The organism is Levilactobacillus suantsaiihabitans, assembly GCF_004745505.1.
GTDB classification, from domain to species: domain Bacteria; phylum Bacillota; class Bacilli; order Lactobacillales; family Lactobacillaceae; genus Levilactobacillus; species Levilactobacillus suantsaiihabitans.
Genome location: NZ_RKLX01000012.1, coordinates 60,052 through 83,464 on the forward strand (window position 1 = coordinate 60,052; position 23,413 = coordinate 83,464).

A 23,413-nucleotide genomic window follows, 5' to 3' on the forward strand; every position below is an offset into this window, starting at 1 on the left:
CGGAGATTCTGACCGTCCCATACCAGCAGACTTTCGCGCAACGGTAAGACAACTAGCTCCTGCAGCGTTGCCAGAAAGTTCTGCCCGCCACAAGTGGACCAACGATACGGTTTCCGCCCCGTGATAGCCGCAGCGTGACACAGCCGGCAGCCGGTTTCGTTCAAGCCGGTCACCAAACCAGCCTAGCTGGGACTTATTCAGTAACAGCCTGACTGCTCGCCGGCTAATCGCCCTTTGTCCCCACTCTCCATTACATTGGGCTGGTCATGATCCGTTGCGTGGCGGCCGTGACCTTTTCCATCGCATTTTCTTGCGTCTTTTCGGCTTCGTCAAAGGCGGCTTGGTCGACAGCTTGGTGCTCAACGTCGATGCTGTCCGTCATGGCTTGGCACGCCTTCGTGTAGGTCCGGTAGGCCGCGACCAGTGACTTGTGCTTGCCCAGAACCCGAACTGGCACGTTGGCCTGTTGGAGCTTGTTCAAGTTATCCTCATAGCGGTCCGTGCCGCGTTGGAAATTGTCGGCGACCTTTTGCAAGTCGACTTGTGACAGGTCACTGACCGTGTCATTGTCAATGGCGCCGCGCATCTTTTCAAAGTCGGCGTTCATCGTTTCCGCGCCCTCTTCAGTCGTCTTCAACACGCCTGATAAGACCTGGATGTAGCCGTTCATATTGTTCTTTTGTAAACTGTTTCTTGCCATCGTTTCCGCCTCCGTAACTTAATTGCGCCAGAACGTGTCGTAGACGTTGACTGGCAAATGCCGCTTGTGCGCGGTCTTGTGGTACCAACTTTCAATGCGTTCCGCCGCCGCAGTATCGATATCCTTGCCTTCCAGGTAGTCATCGATATCCTGGTAACGAACGCCCAGCGCTGCCTCATCGGGCAAAGCCGGCCGGTCTTCTTCCAGATCGGCCGTCGGCACCTTTTGATACAAGTGTTCTGGCGCGCCCAAGTACCGCAACATCGCGGCGCCTTGACGCTTATCCAGCCGCCAAATGGGGCAAATATCCGCGGCCCCATCCCCGAATTTGGTATAAAATCCGGTGACGGCTTCCGCGGCGTGATCCGTGCCCACCACGGCGCCGTGACGGGCCCCCGCGATGGCGTACTGCGCGATCATGCGTTGCCGCGCCTTGATGTTACCCTTGTTAAAGTCACTGATGGTTTCGTGGTTGGCCGTAACGGCCGCCAACATGGCATCCGTGGCCGGTTGGATGTTGACCCGTTCGACCTCATCGGCATTCATGAAATCAATCGCCATCATGGCGTCGTCCTCATCGGCCTGTTCGCCATACGGCAAGCGCACCGCGATGAACCGGTAGTCCTGATCACCGGTCTCCTGGCGCAATTCCGTGACGGCTTGTTCACACAATAACCCGGCCAACGTCGAATCTTGACCGCCGGAAATGCCTAAGACCAGCGTCTTCATGAAGTCATAGTGCTTCAAATAATCCTTTAAGAAATCCACACTCCGTCGCACCTCAGTTGCCGGGTCGATCGATGGTTGGACCTTCAACGCTTCAATAATTTCTTTTTGCATCGTACGCATCATGCTGCCCCCTTGTTGACATGTAAGCATGGACCACCCGACCACTCTTGGGCCCACGTTTCAGCCATTTAGAATTGATACCTAAAAATTGAGAATAGACTTGATTCTCGAATTAGCAAATTAGCACCACCACGGGCTAAGCCGCTTACTACTGGCTCTCACACTTGTAGCCGAGAGTCCGTCAAATATAGGTTCAGCCGTGGGAGTTCTCTTAGTGGCGCGGTGTATGCCGCTTAGAGAACTGGCGTCTTTGAGACGCGGCCTTCGGCTCAAAGCGAGGCCGAGACCGCACCTTGACTCGGCCGCTCCGCCCACCGCGTTCCAACCTATATTTGACGGACGGTAGGCGACCAGTTACCGCTATACTATTGCCAACAACCAAATCTTCGCCATCAGACGTGAAACGCTGCTATTCAGGCATCGTCTGCACGTACGTGTGAATATCCTTGATGATGGCCATCTTGTGGTCCCAGCAGTCTTTGGACAGATCCACCGGATACTTTTGCGGGTTCAAGTCCCGTTTGTACTCTGGCCACAGGTTCGCCAAGGCCCCCCGACACCGGTCCCGCACCGCAGACAGCGTCGGTAGCTTGTAGACCAGTTCGCCGCGGTCGAAAATGTTTTGCAAAATCGGCCGTGCGTTGAAGTCGTTGACCGTCTTGTTGATGTAGGTGTAGTTGGGATGGAACATGAACAGCGATTCTTCGTTACGCGGATCTTCATCGATCAACGCCACGTAATCCCCTTCCGTCTTGCCGTCCGCCTTCTTGGTGATGCGCCAAACTTGCTTCTTGCCCGGCGTCGTCACCTTTTCGGCGTTGTTGGACAGCTTGATGGTGCCCTTCATCTGGCCGTGGTCGTCGGCAATGGCCACCATCTTGTAAACGGCGCCCAAGGCTGGCTGGTCAAAGGCCGTGATCAGCTTGGTGCCGACCCCCCAGACGTCGATCTTGGCGTCTTGCATCTTGAGACTTTGAATCGTCTTTTCGTCCAGGTCATTAGAGGCGTAAATTTTGGCATTCGGGAAGCCCGCTTCGTCCAGCTTTTGCCGCACCCGTTTGGACAGGTACGCCATATCTCCGGAGTCGATCCGCACGCCTTGGAAATTGATCTGGTCGCCGAGTTCCTTGGCCACCTTGATGGCGTTCGGCACCCCACTACGCAACGTATCGTAGGTGTCGACTAAGAAGACGCAGTCGCGATGCGTCTTGGCGTAGGCCATGAAGGCATCGTAGTCGTTGCCGTACGTTTGGACCAGCGCGTGGGCATGAGTTCCGCTGATGGGAATCCCAAAGATCTTGCCGGCCCGCACGTTAGAGGTCGCGTCAAAGCCCCCGATAAAGGCGGCCCGAGTGCCCCAGATGGCGGCGTCAAATTCTTGGGCCCGCCGCGTGCCAAATTCCATCAACGCGTCATCCCCGGCCACGGAGCGAATCCGTGCAGCCTTGGTGGCAATCAGCGTTTGATAGTTGATGATGTTCAAGATGGCCGTTTCGACTAATTGGCAATCCGCCAACGGCCCTTCCACCTGTAACAGCGGTTCGTGGGCGTAAACCAATTCGCCTTCCACAGCCGAGCGAATCGAGCCCCGGAATTGGAAATTCTTTAAGTAATTCAAGAAGTCTTCGGAATAATCTTCAGCTTCTCGTAAGTAATCAATATCCGTTTGGGAAAAATGCAGGTTTTGGATATAATGGACAATGTGTTCCAGACCAGCGAAGACCGCGTAACCGTTTTTAAACGGCATCTCACGGAAAAAGACTTCGAAGACCGCGTGTTTATCAGCGATTCCTTGTTCGTAGTAAGTTTGAATCATATTGATCTGGTAGGCATCCGTGTGCAGAGTCATACTGTCGTCAGGATACAAATTCGTCATAATGAGCTACTCCCTTAGCTGGTTTTTGAGCCGGATTTAATGATTTAAATTTAATTTCAATAGTCTTATTTTAGCATGAAACAAACAGAGCGTCATACAATTTAGTGCGGTACCGGGGGCTTAATTCGTTCTCGTACCAATCCTTGAGAGGAGTCCCCTTATGCAAACCACATTTCCGACCGTCACCGTGCTTGACCTACCCTTCGTCAAGACCACGGCGGCGGCCCTCCTACCCGTCTTACAACAGCGCATCAGTGACCGGCAAAACACCTTCGTGGTGACCGCCAATCCGGAGATCGCCATGTACGCCCACGAGCACGCCGACTACCGCGACCTGTTGCTTAGCGCCGACTTCATCACACCAGATGGCGTCGGTATCCTGGACGGGGCCAAAATTTTGAAACAACCGCTGCCCGAACGGATCACCGGATTTGACACCCTGCAGGCCTTACTCGCCTGGGGCAGTGACCATCACCGCTCCGCGTACTTTTTAGGGGCCAAGCCGGCCGTCATCGCCCAACTGAAGCCGATTCTGGCACGGGACTACCCCGGCCTGGTGATTGCTGGCATTCGCGACGGCTACTTCCAAGACGCGGCGCCCATCGTGGCCGACATTGAAGCCCAACAACCCGACATGGTGTTCGCCGCGCTGGGCTTTCCCAAGCAAGAACAGTTCATTCACCAGCACCGCCACGTCACCAAAGGGTTGTGGATGGGCGTCGGCGGCAGCTTTGACGTTCTCGCCGGTGCCGTCGTCCGGGCGCCCAAGTTCTGGCAAGACCACCATTTGGAGTGGTTCTACCGGACGGTCAAGGAGCCCAAGCGCTTGAAGCGTATCGCGGTCATCCCGCACTACCTGCACCTCGTGCGCCAACAGGCCAAACGCCAGCAATAAGCAGTGTGCGTTGGCCCACGTTAGCCGCCTTGCCGTTCGCTAGAGATGAGTTGGAACGCTGAGGGCGCCGGGTCGAGCCAAAAAGCGGTCTCGCCCCTCAACTTGAAGCCGATAACCCACGTCTTCAAGTTGCCAGTTGCCTAAGCGCCATGGCCCGCGCCGCTAAGGCAACTCCCACAGCTGAACTCATCTCTAGCGAACTATCGGCTACGGTCGTGGTACCTGTAACCGTTTTGCTCGCATAACATCATCGCATAACATCATCGTGTCACTTAGGCTAGCGCTGCTTGGCGCTGGTCTTTTTGCTTTAGTTAAAGGTTGAACCTAAAATTAACACCTTGATTGCTGCAATAGCGGTGTTCTGACACTTAAAATTGGTGAACTCAGAAATCTGCGTCAGCTGGGACTCCGACTGCTCTGGAGAACATCTCCAAACCGAGAAGCGGTCTTCCGATTCACTTGAGATCCTGGCTGTCTCCGGCAAGTTAGCGTCTTTCAACCTGCAGAATTTAGGCCGTAGTCGCTCTCCAACGACTGGATTGCCGGTATCAAGCAGGTTTCGTCACGCCCATTTGCCAAAAAAGGAGCCGAACCACCGTCCAGCTCCTCGTATTTACTTTTCCAAATAAAATTCAAAGCGTTCCCCAACATATTGGGTCCGCACATATTCAAACGGTGTTCCATCTTGCAGGTACGTCACCTGCCGTAGGCGCAAAATGGCGTCGCCGCGCTTGATGTTCAGGTATTCCGCGATGCGCTCGGACGCCGACATGGCCGAAACCGTTTGTTGGGCCTTGCCGGGGTTCAGTTGCTTCTTATCTTCCAGCGCGCGGTACAGCGAACTGGTGACTTCCTTTTTGTTCAGGCCGTCCACCAGCTTTTCGGGCACCGTGGCCACTTCAAAACAAATCGGGACGTCATCGCCGTAGCGAATCCGTTCCATCCGCAACACTTGGTCGTCTTCCTTGAGTTTGAGCTTTTCGGCTTCACTCAAGGATGGATTCATCACGTGATACGAAATGGTCTTGCTGGTCGGTTGCTTGCCCTGCGTCAACATGAGGTCGGTGAAACTGGTGACCCCGGACATTTTTTCCTGGACCTTTTGGTTGGCCACGTAGGTCCCAGAACCCACTTGCCGTTCCAAAATCCCTTCATCGACCAGCGTTTGAATGGCTTGGCGGAGCGTCATCCGACTCACATCAAAATCACGAGACAACTCTCGTTCAGACGGAATTCGATCGCCAACCGCCCATTTCCCGGCTTCAATTGCACGTTTAATGTCATTATGAATTTGAATATAAATCGGTGAACTCACAGCACCCAACGTCCCTTCTCAAGATATCTACAATTGGTTTATTTGATGAGCTCCTGCATGTTGCGACCCAAACTAAAGGTCGTGTCCACGTGGAGATCACGTGTTAACAAGTTTAAATCGGCGTCGCGCCCCGGAAGCAGCTTGCCCTTTTGGGTCAGGCCAAATTCCTCGGCTTGGTTCACGGCACTCATTTGCACGGCGTCGTTGACGTCACAACCGGTAAAGGCAATGACGTTGCGGAAGGCCTCGTCGAACCGTAAGACAGACCCGGCTAAGTTGCCGCTTTCCAGGCGGGCTTGGCGGTCCTTGACGATGACCTTTTGGCCACCCAATTCACTCACGCCTTCAGGCATCCCCTTGGCCCGCATGGAATCGGTGACCAGTTCTAGCCGGTGTTGGCCCTTTTGTTCGTAGGCCAGTTTAATCATGTCCGGTACGATGTGGAAACCATCGCAAATCAATTCACAATACAAGTTGTCTTCCAGCATGGCGTGACCAGTGACCCCAGGTTCGCGGTGCCGCAAGCCCCGTTGCGCGTTGTACAAATGGGTCACGTGGGTGGCACGGCTCTCCAGCAGTTGTTCTCGCGTGGCGTTGGAGTGGCCGACAGACGGCACGATGCCATTGGCCAGGCAATAGGCTTCAAACTTTTCGGCCCCCGCGTCTTCTGGCGCGTAGGTGATCAATTTGACCCGATTGCCCGACAACTGGTTCCAACGGTCCAACAGGTCGACGTCTGGATCCTTGATGTACTTTTCAGGCTGCGCCCCCTTGAAGATGGCGGCAATGAAGGGCCCTTCCAAATGAACCCCTTGAATCAACGGGTTCCGTTCGGCAGCCACCGCAATCCCTTGCATGGCATGGTCGATGGCCGCATTGGATTGGGTCATCGTGGTCGGGAAGATCGACGTGATACCTTCCAACGACATGAGGTTAACCATCTTATCAATTTGGTCAGGGTCCCCATCCATACTATCATATCCATAGCCCCCATGGCTATGCACGTCAATAAATCCGGGCACAATCATCTTGCCAGTCACCACGTGGATCTCATCGGCAGGTAAGGGCCGAAAGTCCGCCACGGGGCCCACCGCTTCGATTTCCCGGTCGAAACGGATGAACCCATCGGCAATGACCTCGTCACCGGTGTAAATCTTCGCGTGCTTTAAAACAATGCTCATTGCTTTTTCTCCTCCTCATCAATTATAACCTTCAGTCAACACTGTTATTATAATCGGTATAGACCAAAAAGGCAACTCACGCGACCGGCAAATTAGCAGTTTTTTTCGCGCCACAGTGGTTAAGTGTCCGCCTACCGTTGCGCGAAATATTGGGCGGCACGAGCCGAAGTGCGTGTATCAAAGTGGCCTCATGGTCAAAACGTGGGTCAATAACCGTTTTGACCCGCAATGATGACCACCCCAACCTGTGCTATTTGACTCAACAAGACACCCCAAGTCAGACAATCGGCACGACGTCACCAGTTGCGCGCGGCTATGTCGCAATGGTCGTCGATACCACATGGCTCTGGTAACCACTTCAGTAGCCGAGAGTGGAGCGAAATCCAGGTTCAGCCGGGGAATTTGTCAGCGGTCTTTGCTGGCAAATTGGTGACTTTGAGACGTGGGCTTCGGCTCAAAGCAAGGGCCGAGACCGCACTTTGGCTCGGACCGTCCTCCCCCAGCGTTCCAACCTGGATTTCGCGCAACGGCAGGCAGCCAGCACCATAGCAGGCGACTGGTTTAGCAAGCCCCAGCAGCGTTAAGCCGGGCCGCCGGCGTCGCGCTTGATGGTGGCGTCGATGCCTTTGACCACGGCCGTCATGAAGCCGGCCTCTTCCATGGCCAACAGGCCGGCCACGGTGCTCCCACCGGGCGAGGCCACTTGGTCGATCAAGGCAAACGGAATCTTGTCGCTGGCCAGGACCATTTTAGCGGAGCCCAACGTGGCCTGGGCCGCGATTTGCGTCGCCTGGTCCTTGCTGAGACCGTGCTTGACGCCGGCGCGGCTGAGACTGTCGATGAAGAAGTCGATATAGGCCGGCGAACTGCCTGCCAGCGCGCTGAAGACACCAAATTGGTCCTCGGCTAGCGTGGTCGTCGAGCCAATCGTGTTGAAGACCCGCAGTGCGGCGGTAAGCCGGTCGCCTGTCAGCTGGTCATTGGCGGCCACGGCGGTCATCCCCGCGCCGACTTCCACGTTAACGTTGGGCAGCGTCCGCAAGATAGGCACGTTTTCGCCCGCCACGTTGGCCAGCTGTTCCAGGCTTAAGCCGGCCACGATGGAGATCAGCGTCTTGTCACCGTTGGCCAGCTGTGGTTCGACTTCCTGTAAGACGTCGAGGGCCACGTTGGGCGTCACGGCCAAGACCACTAAGTCGCTAGCCGTCACCACGGCGGCGTTGTTAGCCACGGGGGTCAATCCCCATTTGGCCGCGTACGGCCCATAACTTTCCTGGCGGTGGCTGTGCACCACGATATCCGCCGGGGCAAACGTCTGGGCCTGCAACAAACCGCCGATGATGGCCTGCGCCATGCCACCGACGCCAATAAATCCAATCTTCATTTTGCGTCCTCCTTAGGTAAGTGGTCTTTGAACCACTGGTTGATGCGGTTTAGCCGTTCAATGCGTAAATTAGGTAGTCCGGAACGTGACAGCTCGTGGTTCGACTGCGGGAACAACACGAGTTGCGTGTCCACGCCCGCTTCTTTTAAGCCCACGAAAAACTCTTCGCCCTGCGTCGTGGGACAGCGCAGGTCCTCTTCGCCATGCAAGACTAAGATTGGTGTCTTGGCGTGGCGCACGTAGGCCAACGGGGAAAAATGCCACAGCTGGTTGATGTCGCGCATGTCTTGTTTCAGCTCCCACGGTGTGAAGAAATAGCCAATGTCACTGGTGCCGTAAAAGCTGATCCAGTTGGCAATCGAGCGTTGGGTCACGGCGGCCGCGAACCGGTCCGTGTGCGTTTCGATCCAGTTGGTCATGAAGCCGCCGTAAGAACCGCCGGTGACGCAGAGTTGTGCCGGGTCGATGGTATCGTCGAGTTTGAGCGCCGCGTCAACGCCTAGCATCAGGTCCTCAAAGTCCCCCTCGCCGTAATGGCCAATCACGGCCGTTTCAAACTCCTGGCCGTAACTGTTTCCGCCGCGCGGATTGATGGCGATGACGCCGTAGCCCTGACCGGCCAGAAACTGTAGCTCGTGGTAAAAGCCGTAGCCGAAGTCGACTTGCGGGCCGCCGTGCACGTACAGTACCGCCGGATGACGCGGTGTCGGGGTGACTGGTGGGAAATACCACCCTTCAATCTCCCAGTCGGCCGCACCCTTGAATGTGAAGCGTTGGCCGGCCACCAGCGCGTGTCTAGCCTCGTAGGTGGCGTTGGGGTTTACCAGTCCCCACTCGGCGCCTGTGGCCACGTTAAGGGCCTTTAACCGGCTCACACTGGTCATGGTGGTCTCGGTAAAGACGATGGTGTTGGCATCGACCACGCTGAAATCGGTGATGGCCCGGTCGCCGCCCAATAACACGTGCGGTTGAGTCTCCCCTAAGCGCTGGCTGACCAGGCTGAGGCGGCCGTGGGCATTTTCCAACGTCACCACGGTCTGGTCGTCCAGCCAGGCCACAAATTGACCGGACTGGCGCTGTTGGCTGTCGACCGCCAGCATGTCGCCGACCTCGACGTCTCGTGGCGCGGTCAGATCCGTCAGTGTGGCCGTGTTCAGGTCGCTCAGCCAGGCGTGGGCCTGTGACACGTTGGGGATGTGGTTATCTTGGCCCCACATCACGACGCGCTGCCCGTCCGCTGCCAACTGGCCTTGGCCAAAGGAACCTGCCGTCAAATCGGCGTTCAACAGGCGTTCGGCGGTCCCATCAAAGGGGTGCCAGTATTCGCCAAAGCTAAAATCGTGTTCGTCGTCCGGCAGCCGTTTAGCATCAAACAACAAGCCGTCTGCCGTCGCCGCCGTTACGGTAAACGCCTGAGGCCGCTCTAGCACCACGGACTGGTCACGACTGGCACACTGGTAGCGAATACATTGATAGGTTAACCCTTGAGGCAGGAGTCCCCGCCCGTTTTGTTTGTATTGTAATTTGTCGACCACCCGTACGCTGGGCAGCTCAGTGGGTTTGGGCGCGCCGGTCGTAGTCTGAAAGTACAGGACGTCCGCGTTGGCTTCCCAGACCAGCTGGCTGATGTCGGCATCCCCGCGTGTGATTTGCTCGGGCGCCCCACCACTCAGCGGCACCATGAATAGCTGCGCATGGTCCGCCACGGTGCCGATAAAGGCCAAATAGCGATGACTGGGACTCAACGCCAGCTCACTCACGGTCACGCCGGCCGGACTCCACCGTCGCCGGTCACTGCCGTCAGCCAGTTGCACGCTATAAATCGCCGCTTGACTAGCATTTTTCTGCTGGTCTAGTTGACTCTCCACGTAATACACCCGTTGGCCGTCACTGACGGGTTGCGCCAGTGGTCGCAAGGCAAACAGGTCTTCCGGTTGCACAATCGTTGCCATGATAAGACCCCCACTTTCTTGGACAAATTCACAAATGGTCTGGAGCAATTATTAATTTGACTTTAGCGAAGTTCCGGGGGGATTGTCAATTTTTTCGGGAGGATTTCCCGGGGTGTTTTCGGGAAAAGGCTGCGCCGAGTAAAAAACAGACTGGCAACCAGGGCCAGTCTGTCTTAGCGGTTAATTTTGGTAACTGAAGGTTGAAATACGAAAATCAGATAAAACAATTGTTATCATGCGACTCATGGTGTTAAAAATAGTCGTTTTCAGCCTCACAATGAAAACTGGCCGCCTACCGTTCGCCAAATATGGGTTGGAACGCTGGGGCGGACGGGTCGAGCCAAAGGACGGTCTCGACACCTCGCTTTGAGCCGAAGCTCACGTCTCAAAGTGGCTTCATGGCCGAAACGTGCGCCAACAGGCAACTGGTTCCGCTTAACACTGCTAGGCAAATAATCCAAACCCGGGATTATCCGCCTAGCACCGTTAATGCTCGCCAGTTAACCGCCTGTCGTCACACTCTTGTTAAGCGGCTGAACCCATATTTGGCGAACTCTCGGCTGCGGTAGTGCTTGCCAGTAACAGTCGTCTTAACCCCAAATAGTAGCCACATTGACGACTAGTCTTTAATCAACACAGTGTTACTGATAACCGTCAACCTTGCCGGAGGCAGCCAGGGTGGAGTCAGCTGTGTCGGCGGTGTTGGCTGAGGTGTTGGCTGAGGTTTTGTCTCAGCCTACAGCGCGGGACGACTTGAGAGACTGGCGGACTTTGCCAGGCTCTCAAGCGAACCGGAAGACCGCTTCTCAGTCTGGAGGTGTTCCCCAGAGCAGGCGGAACCCTGGCTGACGCAAGCGCCTGGTTTCACCAAATTTAGGTGTCAGAACACTGTCATTGCAGCAATCAGCGTGTTAATTTTAGGTTCAACCTTCAGTTAGTGACGCTGGCGTAAGCCCCGCCCTAGCCAACCGAGGCCAGCGAGCAAGGTCAGGCCGAATGCCTGCCAGGGGGTGGTGGCGTCGTTGGTTTGTGGCAGCGTTAAGTCGGCCACATTGGCGTTGCGGTGACCTGTGCGGCTGGATGTCGTGCGGTGGCGGACCGGTTGTGACCCAGTCGTCAACACGGTCTCCGCATCCACCGCTGGCGTTTGGCTCACCGTGGGCGTGATTGCTGACCAAGTCCAGCGATCACGTTGGCGCAACTGCGGGGTGGCGTTTGGGTCGGCATTGCGGTGCCAGGTCAGCTGATCTACGACCCGATTGGCCACCCGCCCCGTTGCGTGTTGCTCGGGCGTCCACGCGCTGGGCTGCGGGATTACGGCCGTTGAACCGCCATCCATAACTGACGAATCAGTGGTTGGCGTAGTCGTGCTGTTATCGCCTGGCGTTGAAGGGGTGTTCCCCGGCGTCGTTTCATCGGGGAGCGGATCCGTTTCCGCGGTCGGCGTTTTGCCTGAATCGGTTGCGCCCAGCGCAGGCACCGCAATCTCCAGGTTGTCAAACCCGATCTGGCCGGTATACTGGCCACTCGACGTGAAGACGACGGATAAGGTTGTTGGCGTGTCAGTTGGCCAGTTGGCAGGCAACGTAAGCGTGTCGTTTTCTTCATCATAAGCCAGTGGCTGGCCATCGTAAATGAAAGTTAGTTCTCGCAAGGCATCGTCGTTAATGCCCAACGTCCCGATCAAGGTCGCACGGACGTTTTTCACCGTCGTTTTCTGCCGATTTTTTGGTTGGATTTTCAAAAACTCCTGATGACTGAACGCGTTTTCGCCATTTGACCAAGGCTTTCTCGCAGCATTTAAGCTTTCCAGCCGGTTGTAGGCAAAAGCATCATCATTCAAGTGAATAAAATCATTCCCGATATTAATCATAATTAAGTAGTTGTGGGCGAACGCTGACACACCAACATTTTCAATTTTTTCCGGCAACGTCAGCATTCGTAATTGATTGTATTCAAAAGTCCCGTCATTAATTTCCGTGAGGCCGTCACCTATCTGCACGCCCGTCAGCCGATTGTCTTTAAATGCAGATGCACCTAAGCTCGTTAGACTAGCAGGCAAAATCAGCTTACCTGTGAGTTGATTTTTAAGGAATGCCGCATCCCCAATCGTTGCTAACTGATCATCCAAAGTCACAGACGTTAACTGATTGTTCGTAAAAGCGTTATCCCCCACATTCGTCAACGTCGCTGGCAAAATCAAATCCCCGGCAAGCTTATTATTGGCAAAGGTGGCTGTCCCAATCTTTTCCAGCCGGTCATTGACAATCAGCCGCTGAAGACCATTGTTCACGAAAGCCCAGTCACCCAGGTTCGTCAGACGCGCCGGCAACTTTAGCTCGCCCGTCAATTGGTTCTGGCTAAATGCCCCCGTTTCAATGTTGGTGATGCTATCGGGCAACACCAGCGTCGTCAGCTGATTATTTTTAAAGGCCTGAACCCCAATCCGGTTGAGCCGAGCATCTTCCGCAAACGTCAGTCCCGTCAAATGCGCACCATCAAAGGCCTCATCCCCAATGTCTTGCACACTAGCTGGAATCGCCAGCGCACCTGTTAGCGGATTGCCTTGAAAGGCTTGCTTGCCGATAGTCTGCACCCCTTGTCCCAACGTTAGATCCGTCAGGTGATTGCCACTAAAGGCGTTGTCACCAATCTTAGTCACACTGTCTGGCACGACCACTGCGCCTTTTAGCTGATTATCAGCAAACGCTGCCGTTCCGATCGTCGTCACACTTTTGCCTAAGGATAAGTCCGTCAATTGATTGCCCCTAAAGGCCTGATCCCCAATAGCCGTCAGACTATCCGGAATCGTCAGGCTCCCCTGAATCTGATTACCCGCAAAGGCCGCCGTATCGATTGAAATCAGCTGATCATCTAACTGCAGGTGTGTCAGTTGACAGTTGGCAAAGGCCGACGCCCCAATCATTTCGACCGAATCTGGTAGCGTCAGCGTGGTCAACGGGTTGTCGCGAAAAGCGGCCTGCCAGATTTGCACCACGCCGTTTAGATCGATGTCAGCCAGTTGATTGTCCGCAAAGGCCTCGTCATGAATATACAGCCAAGTACCAGAAAATTTGACGGTCGTGAGTGCATTGTCCGCAAAGGCGTCTGCCCCAATCAGATGCACATTTTGCCCCAGCGTGACCTGTGTCAATTTGGCCAATCCAGCCGCCGTCAACTTCTTGCCACTAAAGGCGCCATCCCCGACCGTCGAGACTGCCTGGCCTTGATAGGAATCCGGAATCACAATGGTTGTGGCGCCGCTGTTAAAGGTGTCGGAAAATCCGGTCACCGTCCATGAACCGTCGTCATTTTTTGTATAGCTAAAATCGGCTGCTGTCGTTGTCGCTGGGGTATCGGTTTGGGACTGAACATCGGTCGTTGGTGTGTCCGCCGGCTGATGTTCGGCGTCAGTGTTGGGTACCTCATCTGTCGGCTCCTGTGGCTGACTGGCGTTGGCAGTATCGTCAGCCAAGGACTCATCCTTAGCCACCAGTGACTTCGGCGACACTGGATCTTCGGCATCCTTATCCGATTCACCGGTATCTGTGCCGGAATCCTGTGACTGATCATCGGTCCCCGCGTCAATATCCGGCTGGTTGTCCTCAACATCGTCATCGGTACCGCCTTCAATATCGTCTCCAGTATCCTCGCTGGTATCCTCTACCGCGTCGTTCGCGTTACCTTCACTACCCGCAATCGACTCCTGACCATCGGCCGGGGACGACTGATCTGCGCCAGTGACTTCCCCCGCTACCGGTGTCGCAGCGGCTTGCGCACTTGGGTCACTGAGCACTAGGCCGCTCCCTAATGCCACCACGGTGAGTCCCGCGTAAAACCATTTACGCTGAGGTCCTCCCCACCGTGTTTGTTGTTCTAACTGACTACTCCGCATGACCCTGACGCATCCTTTCACATTTATGATGATTCGATACAATATAACTAATATGATAGCACGCCCCCGGCAATTCGTCAGGCCCAGTTAATTGCCAAAGAGGTGAACGATTACCGCTATCGTCTATTCAAATTGACCGCGTTTCCGACACCGTTTATCGCTAGATTAGTTGCCCTCAACCGACTTAGATTGACCACAATCGTCTTGGACCAGGGTTATTTAGGGGACAGGTTCGCTAATCTGTGGTAGGGGAAACTTTTTTCAAGCCCAGCAAAACGACATCACTTACCGACGTCGTTTACCAATTGGCAGCCTAAATTTGTTTGGCCTAAGCGCAAAAACGACCGCCATTCCTGGCAGCCGCTTTTGGTGAATTTTACAAACTATTTGACGGCCATGACGAGTTTCTTGTTGGCCGTAATATACTGCCCATTTTGTAACACAAACCGGGTCGTTAGGTTGTGGTGCTTAATGGCAATTACTTTGAGTGTCTTTCCCTGCTTGACGTTTTTCACTTTTCCAGTCAGGTTTAAGTTCTTGTACACATTGATTCCTGACTTGCTAAGAACTTTGATTCGCTTAGCCACTTTCTGGTAATAGACCGGGCCAACAAAGTCTGTTCTGGCAGTGATGTATCCCGTCTTACCAGCTGTCTTGCTGTTGTGATTGACATCCTTGACTTGATACCGCAATAAACCGACGTTGGAACGGGCATACCCAGTGACGACAAACATGGGACGTTGCGACCGTTTTGCCTTAGCATATTTAACGATTCTCTGGCTCTGCTTAAAAGTAGGCTTTTGATACAAGTACAACGTCTTCAAGCCATAAATCGCAGACTTCTTGGCCGCAACGGTTTCTGTATTGGCTTCCGCAGCATTAACCGTTAATTTCACCGTCATCGATTTTCCGTTGTCCGCTTTGAGAATGACATCGTAGGTCCCCGGCTTAGTTAAGTCAGCTTGACTCGTATCCACGTTAACTGGAATCGTATTTCCAGCACGATCCGTTGCGTGGGCATTAAATGTGTCAGCGCTTACTTTTTGGCCCACTGTAATCGTCGCTTGTTTGTCAGCGGTTAAACTTGCAGAGTCATTTACACTAGGCGAAGTCGTTTGACTACCAGACTTTACATAATGAACGGTTGTAATATTGTCTTGCTTATCATTATTAAAGCTAACGGTCACGACCTTTTTATCAGGAACATAGCCTTCGACTGCCGGACTCTCAATATCTGCTGAAGCTTTCCCTTCATAGCCAGCAACAACGGTGTCACTTGCGGCTTTGGAACCATCCGGTAATACGTATTTAATTGTCATCTTATAGTTATTTTTTTTGATATAAATATAGAAATCCGGCAATAGATAATCACTGTACTCATTTTCATCACTGCGCGTAACTTTCTCAGGGATAACAACCTTTTGCGCTTCAGCTCGCGTTTTTTCCATGTCGACTGATGAATTTGGGAATGTTAACAAGAATGCTTCGGCTTTGTCTTCAACAAGCTTTGATGTGATTATACTGTAATCATCCAAGCTAAAAATGTCAATCAGTCTTTCAACAGCTTCTGAAGATGTAATAATATTATTGGAATAGTCAAAAAAGACATTGAGTTCGTCATATACATTCTTACCATCTTTAAATACGTCTTTCATCATGTTATGCAAATAATTGTTAGCAGTGTTACCGTTAATATACTTACTATCAAGTGGTGCCACCAAACGGGGATCGTTAAGGTAAATATCTACTTTATTATCAGCATCTTCATCCGACACCATATAAACATTCATTTCGAACCGATAAGTTTCTGCCGCCTCCGCAACTACCTTTTTAGAATCTGCAACTAATCCCAAAGCAAACACGGCAATTATGGTACAAAGGCTTAATAAAATTTGCTGAAAAATTCGTCTACTATGCATTATTCTCACCTCGTTGTAATTGTACCATTTTAGATTTACCTTTTTTCATAAAATGTTGATAGATGTAAATATAATTTGAGGCTAAACCAAGCAATTCAAAAAACATCCAAATTGGCTCAATTATGAAGCGACCACATCCAGATAAATAATTTATACACTAAGGCAGTCTTTTAGTTCACTCCCCCTGCCTCCACCACCGGATTGTTCACTTACGGCTCGTTCCGAGCCTAGCGCAAGAAAACGCTTAACGATAAGCGCTTTGAGGCCTGTTTCCAAGGACAAGAACAGTTCACTCTTTTCCTTCAATTTTTCGTTTGACACCACACTAAAAAACGAGCGCCATCCGCCAAATTCCGGACGTCACTCGTCAGCATTATCTATTCATGTCGCTGTTTTCTAGTCAGGCCAACCCAACTCAAAACAACTAGCAAACTCACGCCCAACCATCGCCAAACTGATCGGCGTTCGTTGGTCTGTGGCAAGCGGCTCGCCGTGGCTGATGTCGCTTGGTTGGACTGGGTCTGCAACTGATTGACGGTCGACTCAGCCGGAGCGTCGCCAGTCATTGCCGTGTCAGCGGCCGCCATGCGGATCACCCTAGCCGGTGTCACCCGTCCAGACGACTCCCGGTAACCGCTAACCCATTTACCATGGGTCGCTGTCGCCGGTTGACCCTGACGCTGAGATGTCGCCAGGCGCGCCCGGTCCTTAGCGGTAATCAACGCGGCGTGGTGCAGATCGATGAGGTCCGGCTTAATCGTCGCGGGTTGGGGAATCGTATCGTCGGCGCCGGTAGTGGTGGTCGCTGGCGTGGTCGGCGCTTCTGGTATTTCTGGTACTTCCGGCGTAGCCGGCGTCACTGGGGTGTCTGGTGTCGTCGGTGTATCAGTCGGCGACTCACTCCCAGGATCCGTGGTGGGATCAGGATCCGTTGGCGTACTAGAATCAGTCGCCGGGTCCGTGCCAGTGCCGGGTTCGTCATGGCCACCGCCACCTGGACCAAGATCTGCAGTATAGTTGACCTTTTCCAGAGCGGTGATCGTGCCGTCCGCATTGACCAAAGCCGGAATGGTTTGCCGGTCCGCGTTATAGCCACCAACTTGAGGAACCTTTACAGTTTCAGTATCACCAACAAGACCTTTACTTGCTACTTTATCGGCCTTCATACCGATCAGCATGTCCAGCAGCCCTTCATCCCGCAAATTACTAGGAATCGCCACATCGGCCTTAACATACCGCTTCAGCACAAACTCCAGGTTATTCACGCTATAACGCCCCGTATCCGTGCCGCCCGTCACCAGGCTGACCGTCACCGTCGCGTCAGTGACCTTGGCCGGCAATTTCAGCGTATCCGAGTTACTGTCATAAGTGGCGCCTTGTTGCGAGTCGGTTAGCTTAAATTGTAGCTGGTCAATGTCGATATCAAGCTGGGCCTCGATGGCCGCTTGCACGTGATGAATGGTCATCACACCATCCCCATCAACGTTAACGATCCGCGCCGTGGTGCCCACATTATCCAGATTTTTCTGGCCCGCAAAGGCGTAGTCGCCAATCGTCCCGATTTTACCAGTCGCCGTAATCTTTTTCAGGTCATTATCCGCGAAGGAATAGTCTGCCAGACTGTTAACGTTGTTTTGCAGTTCCAGTCCGGTCAACTGGTTATTTTCAAAGGCGTAGGCCCCCACGTCGGTCAGCGGATTGCTCAGTATCAGCGTTCCTCGTAACTGATTGTTTTGAAAGGCATGGTCGTTGATGGTAATCAGCCCAGCCCCGCCAGTCAGCTTATCCAAGACATTGTTGGCAAACGCGTAGGCCCCAATGCTGATCACCGTATCCGCTAGATTTAGCACCCCGGTCAATTTATTATTATAAAAGGCTCGCGCTTCAATCGTCTTAACGTTCGCCCCACCAGTCAAGCCGGTCAGCTGGTTGTTGGCAAAGGCGTCCGTCCCGACATTGACAATGCTGGTCGGCAAATTCAGCGTCCCGGTCAGTTGATTGTCGGCAAAGGTGCGGATCCCCACGCGCGTGATCTTATCGTTCAGAGTCACGCTAGTCAGACGGTTGGTCGCAAACGCGCCGTCCCCCAGCTCGGTCAGGTTAGTCGGTAAGGTCAGTGAATTTTCTATCCGGTTGTCAGCAAACGCGTCCGTCCCAATCGACGTCAGGGCGTCATCTAGGGTCAGCCCGGTCAGCTGATTGTTCGCAAAGGCCAGGTCCCCTACGCTGGTGATGCTGGCTGGCAAGGTCAATGTCCCGCTCAGCCGGTTGTTGGCAAAGACGCCAGTATTGAGCACCGTCAGTTGGTCCAAACCGTGAACCGCCGTCAATTGGTTGGTGTTAAAGGCGTTGTCGCCCAGCGCCGTTAATTTAGTCGGCAAGGTCAGCGGTCCCGCAATCTGATTGTGGGCAAACGCCGCCGTCCCGATTGCCTCGACGTTGGGCCCCAGGGTCAGCTGACTGATGGCGTTGTCTACAAAGGCGTCAGCGGCAATCGCTGTGACCTTGTCCGAAATCACGAGACTGGTGATGGCGTTGTGGGCAAAGGCGCCGATATTGATGGCCGACACCTGATTCAAGTCCACACTGGTCAAGACGTTATTGCTAAAGGCATTGTCGCCAACCGACCAGATGCCGTCCGTCATTTTAACCGTTTTCAATTTATTATTGGCAAAGGCATCCTGTTCGATCCACTGGAGATTGTTGCCCAGCGTAACCGATGTCAGCCCATCGCCAGCAAAGGCCCCCGCCCCAATCACCGTCACGGGCTTGCCCAAATACGTATCGGGGATCGTGATGTCAGTGGTCGTGGTCGCTGGTTGGCGGCCCGTGACGATGTAGCCATCCCCACCAGCATTTAGCTGATAGGTCAGCGCGCTGGTGACGGTCGGTGCGACCGTATCCGCTGGCGTCACGGGGACGTCCGCGGTCGGCGTAGTGGTCTCAGTGGTGCCGGTTACCGACGCCGGCAGGTCACTAGCGGATGCCGGCTCAGCTGCGGTCGGTTGGACCTGACGCCGCAAGAACTGGTGTCGCAGCGCGTAGGTCGGCGTCACACTGGCCTGATGGGTCTGGTGTGAAACGCCCACCGCCAGCTTATCCGGCTGGACGGCCGTGGTCACCGTGGTGGTGGTTTTCGTGGTTGGCTTGGTTGTTACCGTTGGCTTGTCTGGCGCGGTTGGCTTGGTCGGCGTTGTCGCTGCGGTGGTCGGCGTGGCGGTACTGACTGCACTCGGCGTCACACTGGCAACGGGGGTCGTCGCTGCGGTGGTATCCGCGACCATTTCTGTTTGGGGATCCGTATCGTTGTCACCAACGCGCGTGTCGGCATAGACCGGCTGTGTGACCAATAAGGCCCCCGCTAGCCCCCAGCTACCGGCCACTTTACTCTCAAGGTTATCCTACCACCCCCCGGGGCAATTGTCAGTCGGGATTAATTGAAAATACCAGCAATCATTTCTAGGGTAATATAATTCATCGACGCCGCCAGTCAATCACTACCAGGCTTTGTCGCCCACTTATCGGCCGACCCTAGGATTGCGAGAAAAATGCGCATAAAAAAACCGACCACACACCGTGATCGGTTTTTTAGTTGGGCTAGCTGGGTTCGAACCAGCGCATCACGGGATCAAAACCCGTTGCCTTACCACTTGGCTATAGCCCAATAATAAAAATGGTGGGGAGTGGATTCGAACCACCGAACCCGAAGGAGCGGATTTACAGTCCGCCGCGTTTAGCCAGACTTCGCTACCCCACCAAAAGATGAATCGTCGTAACGAATCAACTTCACTATCATACAAAATTCTGCATAAACCGTCAAGACTTTTTTGCAGATTTTTTTATTTTAAGTCCAAAATTTTTAAACGCCGCTGCCATTCCGTGAAATAATCCGGCTGCGACCACTCGTTAATGCGGCGATTGTGGTACCCCAGCGCCTGATTGAGGTACGTGGTGTGACCAAAGGTAGCGGGCGCAAAGCGGTGGTGACTGTGACCGAATAAAACTACGGGAACTGAATACTTTTCCAGTAAGGCGCCGGTCTGCGGACTGCCCATCAGGGCGTTGGCCATGTTCCAGAAGCGGTCATCGTCCGTATAGCGGATGTAATCGCGCCGAGGTACAAAGTGGGTCATCACCAGCACCCGTTTGTGCGCCGCTTGGGCCACCATTAGTTGCGTCGTCAGCTGGTCCAAACTCACGGCCAAGCGCGCGGGATCGCTCATCGGCTGGGCGATGGTGCTGTCGACCCAGTAGGCCCGTTTCCAAACGGCAAAGTCACGATTCACCAGGTTGTCGGCAAATCGGTAGTCATACCAGCCATTATTGCCGATGACACGCCAGTTAGTGTCCGCGACGTCTAAATACCCACGATGCAGGTAAACGGGCGCTAGCGGCGATTCTAGGCCCGCGTACGTGACATCATGTAACATGTCATGATTACCCGCAATGAAGCGGACCTGCGCCGGGGCAATGGCCTGCTGTAATTGCGTGACGAACGCCAGTGACTGGTCGAAATAATTGGTAATATCGCCCGCAATCAGGTAGACCCCCACCCGCTGCTGCGTGAGATACGCAGCCTGTTGGCGCACCACCGTCGCCACATCCTGTTGATTCACGTCCAAATGAAGATCACTGATCAAAGCGACTCGTACCATGTTGCGCCTCCTTAAAATAAAAAAGTACCACTCCGATAACAGAGTAGCACTTTTTCGCCAGAAACAAATTTATTTGATACCGGCCATTAAATTCTTAATTGGTTTAACCAGTGCGAACATGATGACCCCAGCGACGATCGCCACGATGGCCACGCCCATGAAGTAAGCTGCTTCGTTTTCTGGTGTGTATAACTTAACGATTTGCGCGTTAACGGCTTGCCCAGCGGCATCAGCCAGGAACCACATACTCATCATCTGTGATTGGAAGGCCTTTGGCGCTAACTTGGTCGTCACGGATAACCCGATTGGCGAAATCAGCAGTTCGGCAATTTCAACCACGGCCCAGCTACCAACCAGCCAGAGGGGACTAACCTTGGTGTCGGTCCCAAACATGACCACAGGAATCACCATGATCAGGTAAGAAGCCCCGGCAAACAGCATCCCAGTCGCAAACTTGGCAGGTGAACTAGGTTGCTTCTTGCCCCAACGGTTCCACAGTGCGGCGAAGAATGGCGTGTAAATTAAGATGAACAGCGGGTTTAACATTTGGTACCAAGCTGGCAAGATGTGTAAGCCCAAGAAGTGGTTGTTCGTTTGGTTAGCGGCGAACAGCGCTAAGACGGAAGACCCTTGTTCTTCGATGGCCCAGAAGATCATGGCCGCGATGAACAGGCCCAAGTAAGCCCACACGTGTTTGCGTTCCACGGTCGTCACTTTTTTGCTGGTTAAGAAAATCACGAAGTAAACCACTGGTGCGGCAATCGCGATGATCGACAGTAACAGCACGAAGTTGTTTAAGTTCAATGAACCCAATAAGTACATCAGTAAGACGATCAACCCAAAGGCCACTAAACCAATCGTCCCGCGAACGGTTAACTTCTTCATGTCACCGGGTTCGAGCGGGTCAGTTGGGTATAAGCTGTCCTTGCTCAGGTACTTCTTTCCACCGATCCAGTATTGAACCAGTCCTAAGAACATCCCGATAGCGGCTAAGGAGAACCCTAAGTGGAAGTTGTAGCTTAACCCTAACCAACCTACTAAGATTGGTGCGACTAAGGAACCTAAGTTGATCCCGAAGACGAAGATGGTAAACCCGGCATCACGACGCGTATCCCCTGCATCGTAGAGGCCCCCAACCATTTCAGAAACGTTCGGCTTCAACAGCCCAGTCCCTAAGACGATCAGCAGAATCGAGATAAACAGTGCCATGGATCCGGCGGGAACGGACAACGCAATGTGCCCAAACATGATCAAAACCCCACCGATGAAGACGGTCTTCCGACTCCCCCAGACACGGTCACTCATGTATCCCCCTAAAACGGAAGACAGGTAAACCATGGATCCGTAAATGGACATCACAGAAGCCGCAGTGGCTTGGCTAAAGCCTAACCCACCCTTGGTCACAGAGTAGTACATGTAGTAGATCAGGATGGCCCGCATCCCGTAGTAACTGAACCGTTCCCACATTTCTGTGAAGAACAGCGTCGATAACCCACGCGGTTGACCGAAGAACGTTCGGTCTTGGCTGGTTGTTTCTGGTTTGTTATTCAAAACGATAATACCTCCATTGCAATCTTGAAAATGAATAATTTTATTTTTCGCAGGACCCATCACAAAACCCGATGGTCACGATGTCTCATAGACCTCTAATAAAACATAGTAGTAATTATACTGCATGAAGGCCCGTTACGCAACGGTTTTCCTAATAAAAAAGCCGCCATACCCCGTCAGGCCGCGGAAAAATAATGATGAAAGTATTAGCCATCTCATGCAATCTTCTTATTTTTTATTCATTTTGCCCCGTCCCCGAATATTAGTATTTTTATGTATAAAATTCGCCAAAATTGCCCTAATTATGCGAGGACAACCGGTTCCCCTAGTCGGACGTCCAAAAGCAGCCAATCGCCCCCAGTGGCCTTCTAAGTAGCCAAAAAAGAGACCTGTCAAATCGACAGATCTCCTCACAGTTCGTGCGTTAAATTTAACGGGCACCCACGACGCTTAACCCCAATTCTTGGCAAGCAAATTTGACCAGTGCTTGGCCGTTTAACCAACCGTAGATATCATTCGGAATATCGACCGTTGGGACTTGGGTGTTCATAGCTGCGGCATCAGCGTCACTAGCGGTTTGTGGGGCCAACAAGACCAGGTCCTGTTCCGCTAACAGTTCCGGCGTCAGATCAGCCATCACGCTTGCCTTAAAGTTCAAAGGAACTTGCCGAGTTTCAGCGGTCCGCTTAGCTTCCCCTAAAAATAAGTGACTTGAATTTTCGTTCCCTGATAATAATAAGACGTTTTTCATGATGTCCGCTCCCTTTAGTTATCTCTTCTCGATATGTTAAGAATATCACTTTCAAGAGTAGACCACAATAGGTTTATGAAATAAATCAATATTTAATTTATTATCTTAATCAGCCATATGTCGGCGTTTTAAGTTCTATACCAATTATTTCACATCGACCTATACCAATTTGTTGATTGCGACGTGGCGGCGAATTCGCTTTCAAAAAGGCCATTTAAAATGGAAACACAAAAAAAGCCATCAGTCTAAACGACTAATGACAGTTTTGATGCCGGCTGAGGAATTCGAATCCCCGACCCTCGGTTTACGATACCGATGCTCTACCAGCTGAGCTAAGCCGGCATATCAATTGGTTAACCAGGTTAACCCGACTCCGGCAGGCGGGCTCGAACCGTCGACAACCTGATTAACAGTCAGGTGCTCTACCAACTGAGCTATGCCGGAATAATCGCGTGGCAACGTCCTATCCTCGCAGGGGGCGATCCCCCAA

At 53.1% G+C, this 23,413-nt stretch carries 14 protein-coding genes and 4 tRNA genes; 1 reads left to right on the plus strand and 17 read right to left on the minus strand.

Annotated features, from left to right (window positions below):
• Window positions 1-250 precede the first annotated feature (250 nt).
• The 3 genes from EGT51_RS08320 to EGT51_RS08330 form a co-directional block, all read right to left on the minus strand.
• Window positions 251-700, minus strand: coding sequence for a hypothetical protein (locus tag EGT51_RS08320; protein WP_135368253.1), 450 nt, complete (start codon window positions 698-700; stop codon window positions 251-253).
• A gap of 18 nt (window positions 701-718) precedes the next feature.
• Window positions 719-1,549 (minus strand): ammonia-dependent NAD(+) synthetase, encoded by an 831-nt coding sequence (gene nadE, locus EGT51_RS08325; RefSeq protein ID WP_135368254.1) that lies wholly within the window; start codon window positions 1,547-1,549, stop codon window positions 719-721.
• A gap of 409 nt (window positions 1,550-1,958) precedes the next feature.
• Entirely contained in the window at window positions 1,959-3,425 is a 1,467-nt protein-coding gene (locus EGT51_RS08330) for a nicotinate phosphoribosyltransferase (RefSeq protein ID WP_135368255.1), read from the minus strand.
• 160 nt (window positions 3,426-3,585) lie between these two features.
• Between EGT51_RS08330 and EGT51_RS08335 the strand changes: the two genes are divergently transcribed.
• Entirely contained in the window at window positions 3,586-4,320 is a 735-nt protein-coding gene (locus EGT51_RS08335) for a WecB/TagA/CpsF family glycosyltransferase (protein ID WP_135368256.1), read from the plus strand.
• 613 nt (window positions 4,321-4,933) lie between these two features.
• Here the strand turns inward: EGT51_RS08335 and EGT51_RS08340 are convergent.
• From EGT51_RS08340 to EGT51_RS08405, 14 genes are all read right to left on the minus strand, one after another.
• Entirely contained in the window at window positions 4,934-5,635 is a 702-nt protein-coding gene (locus EGT51_RS08340) for a GntR family transcriptional regulator (protein WP_135368257.1), read from the minus strand.
• A 38-nt stretch (window positions 5,636-5,673) separates the two neighbouring features.
• A complete protein-coding gene (nagA, locus tag EGT51_RS08345; protein WP_135368258.1) occupies window positions 5,674-6,816 on the minus strand; it encodes an N-acetylglucosamine-6-phosphate deacetylase in 1,143 nt (380 codons plus the stop codon).
• Window positions 6,817-7,396: 580 nt separating this feature from the next.
• A complete protein-coding gene (gene proC, locus EGT51_RS08350) occupies window positions 7,397-8,200 on the minus strand; it encodes a pyrroline-5-carboxylate reductase (RefSeq protein WP_135368259.1) in 804 nt (267 codons plus the stop codon).
• Window positions 8,197-10,152, minus strand: coding sequence for a S9 family peptidase (locus EGT51_RS08355; protein ID WP_135368260.1), 1,956 nt, complete (start codon window positions 10,150-10,152; stop codon window positions 8,197-8,199). The genes proC and EGT51_RS08355 overlap by 4 nt, the downstream gene beginning before the upstream one ends.
• Before the next feature lie 934 nt (window positions 10,153-11,086).
• Window positions 11,087-14,047 (minus strand): leucine-rich repeat protein, encoded by a 2,961-nt coding sequence (locus tag EGT51_RS08360; protein WP_135368261.1) that lies wholly within the window; start codon window positions 14,045-14,047, stop codon window positions 11,087-11,089.
• 383 nt (window positions 14,048-14,430) lie between these two features.
• On the minus strand, window positions 14,431-15,966 hold the full coding sequence (locus EGT51_RS08365) for a DUF5776 domain-containing protein (RefSeq protein WP_135368262.1): 1,536 nt from the start codon (window positions 15,964-15,966) through the stop codon (window positions 14,431-14,433).
• A gap of 377 nt (window positions 15,967-16,343) precedes the next feature.
• Window positions 16,344-19,349 (minus strand): leucine-rich repeat domain-containing protein, encoded by a 3,006-nt coding sequence (locus EGT51_RS08370; RefSeq protein ID WP_135368263.1) that lies wholly within the window; start codon window positions 19,347-19,349, stop codon window positions 16,344-16,346.
• 209 nt (window positions 19,350-19,558) lie between these two features.
• A tRNA-Gln gene (locus EGT51_RS08375) sits at window positions 19,559-19,630 on the minus strand.
• A gap of 10 nt (window positions 19,631-19,640) precedes the next feature.
• Window positions 19,641-19,723 (minus strand) — tRNA-Tyr (locus tag EGT51_RS08380).
• An 82-nt stretch (window positions 19,724-19,805) separates the two neighbouring features.
• Window positions 19,806-20,621: a metallophosphoesterase gene (locus EGT51_RS08385; RefSeq protein ID WP_135368264.1), complete on the minus strand. Its 816-nt coding sequence runs from the start codon at window positions 20,619-20,621 to the stop codon at window positions 19,806-19,808.
• 69 nt (window positions 20,622-20,690) lie between these two features.
• Window positions 20,691-22,172, minus strand: a complete 1,482-nt coding sequence (locus EGT51_RS08390) for a peptide MFS transporter (RefSeq protein WP_135368265.1) — start codon at window positions 22,170-22,172, stop codon at window positions 20,691-20,693.
• 430 nt (window positions 22,173-22,602) lie between these two features.
• A complete protein-coding gene (locus EGT51_RS08395) occupies window positions 22,603-22,923 on the minus strand; it encodes a PTS sugar transporter subunit IIB (RefSeq protein ID WP_135368266.1) in 321 nt (106 codons plus the stop codon).
• Between the two features lie 269 nt (window positions 22,924-23,192).
• A tRNA-Thr gene (locus tag EGT51_RS08400) sits at window positions 23,193-23,265 on the minus strand.
• A 29-nt stretch (window positions 23,266-23,294) separates the two neighbouring features.
• Window positions 23,295-23,367: transfer RNA gene (locus EGT51_RS08405), tRNA-Asn, on the minus strand.
• Between the last annotated feature and the right edge of the window lie 46 nt (window positions 23,368-23,413).